Raw genomic sequence first — 4,053 nt, 5'->3', positions numbered from 1 at the left:
CTTCGATCAGGTACTGGATGTCGGTGTCGGGCAGCACTTCCTGGACCTTGGCCCCGAAGAGGTTCAGGTACACCAGTGCCCGCGCACCGGAGTCCTTAAACTGATGACGCATCTCCCGCGGAGTATACAGCGGGTTGGTGTTGACCACGATCAGCCCGGCGCGCAATGCACCGAACACGGCAATTGGGTAATGCAGGACGTTGGGCATCTGCACCGCGATGCGATCCCCCGGTATCAAGTTTGTGCGAGATTGCAGATAAGCGGCAAACGCCGCACTGTAGCGCTCTAACTCGGCATAAGTGAGCGTCACCCCCATGTTGCTGAAGGCCGGACGATCCGAAAACTTAGCGCATGAGCGTTCGAACACATCGATCACTGAGTTGTACTCAGATACGTCAATGTTAATCGGCACACCAGCCGGGCGCTTGTCACTCCAGAAATCAGGTTGCACTATTATTGTCCTCACTTCGTAGGGTGTTTTCAGCTCATTGGCCTTCGCCCATATGCCGGTAAAAAGAATGTGTACAGCGATCAGTCAATCTGAGGGCACTTGCCTTTTCGCTTAACTACGAAATCAACAACCCCGTATTGAACATACAAACGGGGCTGTTGATCCGGTCAGGAATCAGAAGCGGTAGGTTGCACCCAGACCGAAGCCATTCGCGCTATTTGCAAACTTGGCGTTGTAGGACTGGCCCAGCGCGTTGGAGCGGTTAACCTTGACGGACTCTTCTTTGAGATAGGCGTAGGCCGCGTCGATGGTCAGGTTCGGCATCACATCGTAGCCGGCGCCGAGGCTAAAGATGGTTCGGTCACCAGTAGGAATGCGTGGTGAACGATCAGTGTTGTTGGTGGGCGCCTGGTCGAAGGTCAAGCCTGTACGCAGTACCCACTGCTTGTTGACTCGGTATGAGGTCCCCACGGCATAAGCCCAGGTGTCGTGCCAATTCTGTTCTTCCTTGATGGTGCCGACGAGTTGCGGTGCGAACATGCCACTGCCAAGAGCAGAAACCCCCTCGTTATTGACGGAAATATCTTTCAGACGGCTCCAGCGCGTCCAGGTGGCACCCGCATAGAGTTTCCAGGCTTCACTCAGGTCTTGAGTGACAGACAGATCCCACGACTCAGGCGTATCGATCTTGAGCGAGGCGTCGTAGCGGCCGTTATTGAGCAAGGAGGCAGGAACGTTCGTGCCTTTGGTGACTTGGGTGTGGCCTTCCAGCTTGTAGCTGACCTTCGAGTGGTAGGTCAGGCCCAAGCGTGTCGTGTCAGTCGCCTGCACCAAGAGACCTGCATTGAAACCAAGTGCGGTGTCACTACCCTCAATCTTGATGTTGTTGGAGCCTGTGCCCGGGATTGGCAGGTTGACATCCGACTCCAGGGTCCCGGTCACCCGGTTGATGGTCGGGCCAAAACCGATAGAAACTTTATCATTAAAGGCGTAACTGACCGTCGGCTGGAGAGTGATGACCTTCACTTCGCTCTTGCTGCCAAAAGCTTTTCCCTGGAAACCTTTTTCATAGTCGGCCGTAAGACCGAAAGGTGCGTATACGCCGAAACCGACAGCCCATTGCTCATTGAGTTTATTGGTATAAAAACCGAACGGTACGGCAATGAATGGCACCATATCGCCCTTGTTGCTACCGCTTGAGCGACCGCCGGCTTGGCTGATATCCGTGGAGGCATCAATCACTGCAAAACCTCCTGTCACTTGCTGACCTTCCAGACGAGCCATGCCTGCTGGGTTACCAAAAACAGTACTGGCATCATCGGCCGATGAAGATCGCCCGGCAAATCCCGTCCCCATCCCACTGATACTTTGTTCGTTAAGGGCAAAGCCGCTCGCGAGCACTTGCGCGGAAGCTATGGCAACGGCCAGACCTAGTGTCGTCTTGAACATTATTTTTTTAGCTCGCATTACGTTTTCCATATCTGTGAAATTCCCGGTGATTTCCCCAAGAGAAACCTAACAACAACTTAAGTTTTAACTGTGTGAATCAATGTGAAAACTGAAACCCAATGTAAAAGTAGAGACCCTCAATCGTCCGTACGTCGAGAAACCTCCCCATAAGGCGAAGTAAGCGGCGGCTGGAAACCGTCTGGATTCATGCTGTGCGGTGACCACTGCAGGGCACTTCTCAATCAATCGGGCTGAGCATTCGACTAAAAACTTCGGGAAAATGAGAGCTGGCTCCGGTCGCCTGAACAGGCATGACAGTTTGCCCGACAAATCGGCTGCAGCCAGTGACCGCCCCGACACGCAGCCCGCAGAGCAACGACATGGCCGCAAGCTTCGTCAAAACGACCAAGCGCGACAATTTGCAGAGGTTCCCGGAATTGGTTTGTTGACCGCTACAGCCGCTGCTGCCTCACTGGGAGATGCGACAACCTTCCATTTTGGTCGTCAGTTCGCGGCTTGGCTGGGACTGGTTCCTCGACAAACGGGCACCGGTGGCAGAGTTCGGCAACTGGGGCTGAGCAAGCGCGGAGACACCTAGCTGCGAACGCTTTTGATGCATGGTGCTCGCTCGATCCTCAATAGAGGACACCGGTCAGAGTGGGTTGAACGCTTGTTGGCCAGGCGGCCTTATAACGTGGCGGTCGCCGCAGTGGCTAACAAGCTCGCCAGAACCTATTGGACTGTATTGCCCAAGGGCTCTACGTATCCGGGCCGAACTCTTTACGGCATGTCCTAGGCAGTGTAAGAAAAGTAATGTCGCAAACACCTGATGGTGCAAGCCAATGAGACCATCGCGCTAAAACTTTTCGCCAGCTTGTCGTAACGGGTGCCTATCCGCCGGTTCTCCTTCAGCCAGCCAAACATGCGCTCGATGATGTTCCGCTGTCGGTACTTGGGCTTGTCGAACAGTCTGGGCAAGCCTGGTTTGGGCTTACGCTTCATGGTGCGCAAAGGAATTACTGGCTGCATCCGGTACCTGTTCGTATCCAGCTCGGGCAATCGTTTGGACAGCGGCGATATTCACCGAGCTTTCTACGCCTTTTCGCGGCAAATTGGATTACGCGGGGTATCGGACAGTCACGGACCACGCCTGCACGACATGACGTACGCATTTGCGACAAATACCCTCGTGCGCTGGTACAAATGCGAACAAGATCCGCAGCGTCTGCTGCCGATCTTGTCCGCCTCCGAAGTTTCAGTAAGCGGCAACAGATCGCTCTCTTATTATAGAACCTGCTTGACACAAGTAGTAAGTGCGAACTGAGCTGGTATCCAGGGAACAACCTGGAGTCCAATACTTGGTATGAGCGTAGATCCATTTGATGACTCATTATAAATTTCAGTATACTCGTCAATGTTATTTTTATTAGTTCCCCAGTAGGGAATATAACCAGAGCTATTTTTAAATTGAACTCTTAGCTCTGCGATTGTGGGCATGCGAGCGCTTTTACTCTTACAGTAGTGTTGTGCTTCATATGCATTTTTGCCATCAACCACGTCACTCATAAAAGCCTCCACCAAAACAGTGGTCGATACTTTACCTACCCCCCCAGCCTTGTTCCTCGCAAGGACCGACACTTCCCACTCCTTGCCCGCTTGAGCAGGTAGAACGTTATGCAACGCTATAAGGCCATTACTACTCACCACAGTTCCTTTGCTAGCAACGTTATGAGCCGTCGTACCTTTTGGTCCCCACAGAAAGAGTGAGTTATTACCGGAAGTATCGCCATGTGAGTCAAAGGTATAGGTCGCCTTCAAACTCTCACCTCCTGTCATCAAACCAGTGACCTTCAAATCTTTAATGTCCGGGGTTACGGCAGAAAAACGGGTCTTTATGGTCTTGATTATTTTGTTCACCTTCGCGGTGACGACGCTGACCCCGACCTGGGTGTTGCTCAGGGTGGCTCGCACTTCTCCTCTCCCGTCGGTGATACCCAAACTATAAATAGTTGCACCATTATCGGCGTTGAATTCAACGGTCACACCCTGGACCGCAACATTTTTGGAATCGGTCACCGTCACCTTCACCTCGTTGCCCGCAGTGCCGTTGGCAGGGGAGCCATCCGCCGTGAGCGATATGGTGAAGTCCTTCA

3 protein-coding genes and 2 pseudogenes are annotated in these 4,053 nt (G+C 53.0%); 1 reads left to right on the top strand and 4 read right to left on the bottom strand.

Annotated features, from left to right (window positions below; genetic code table 11):
* Together ACI77I_RS31730 and ACI77I_RS31725 are read right to left on the bottom strand one after the other, a co-directional pair.
* A partial coding sequence (locus tag ACI77I_RS31730) for an AMP-binding protein (RefSeq protein WP_407000138.1) occupies nucleotides 1-451 on the bottom strand: 451 nt, incomplete at its 3' end.
* A gap of 174 nt (nucleotides 452-625) precedes the next feature.
* Entirely contained in the window at nucleotides 626-1,930 is a 1,305-nt protein-coding gene (locus ACI77I_RS31725) for an OmpP1/FadL family transporter (protein ID WP_407000136.1), read from the bottom strand.
* A 331-nt stretch (nucleotides 1,931-2,261) separates the two neighbouring features.
* Here ACI77I_RS31725 and ACI77I_RS31720 point away from each other — a divergent pair.
* A pseudogene (locus ACI77I_RS31720) lies at nucleotides 2,262-2,730 on the top strand (transposase); the annotation flags it as partial.
* Here ACI77I_RS31720 and ACI77I_RS31715 read toward each other — a convergent pair.
* Both ACI77I_RS31715 and ACI77I_RS31710 read right to left on the bottom strand, forming a co-directional pair.
* Nucleotides 2,693-2,941: pseudogene (locus tag ACI77I_RS31715) on the bottom strand (transposase); the annotation flags it as partial. The pseudogenes ACI77I_RS31720 and ACI77I_RS31715 sit on opposite strands and share 38 nt — an antisense overlap.
* A gap of 243 nt (nucleotides 2,942-3,184) precedes the next feature.
* On the bottom strand, nucleotides 3,185-4,053 hold an 869-nt coding region (locus ACI77I_RS31710), incomplete at its 5' end, for an Ig-like domain-containing protein (protein ID WP_407000134.1).

The organism is Pseudomonas sp. D47 (assembly GCF_045447305.1).
In the GTDB taxonomy this organism is placed as follows: domain Bacteria; phylum Pseudomonadota; class Gammaproteobacteria; order Pseudomonadales; family Pseudomonadaceae; genus Aquipseudomonas.
This window is presented reverse-complemented; position numbering and strand designations above follow the sequence as displayed.

Coding starts and splice junctions, on each gene's coding strand:
- ACI77I_RS31725 (WP_407000136.1), bottom strand. CDS start 1,930: ATGGAAAACGTAATGCGAGCTAAAAAAATAATGTTCAAGACGACACTA.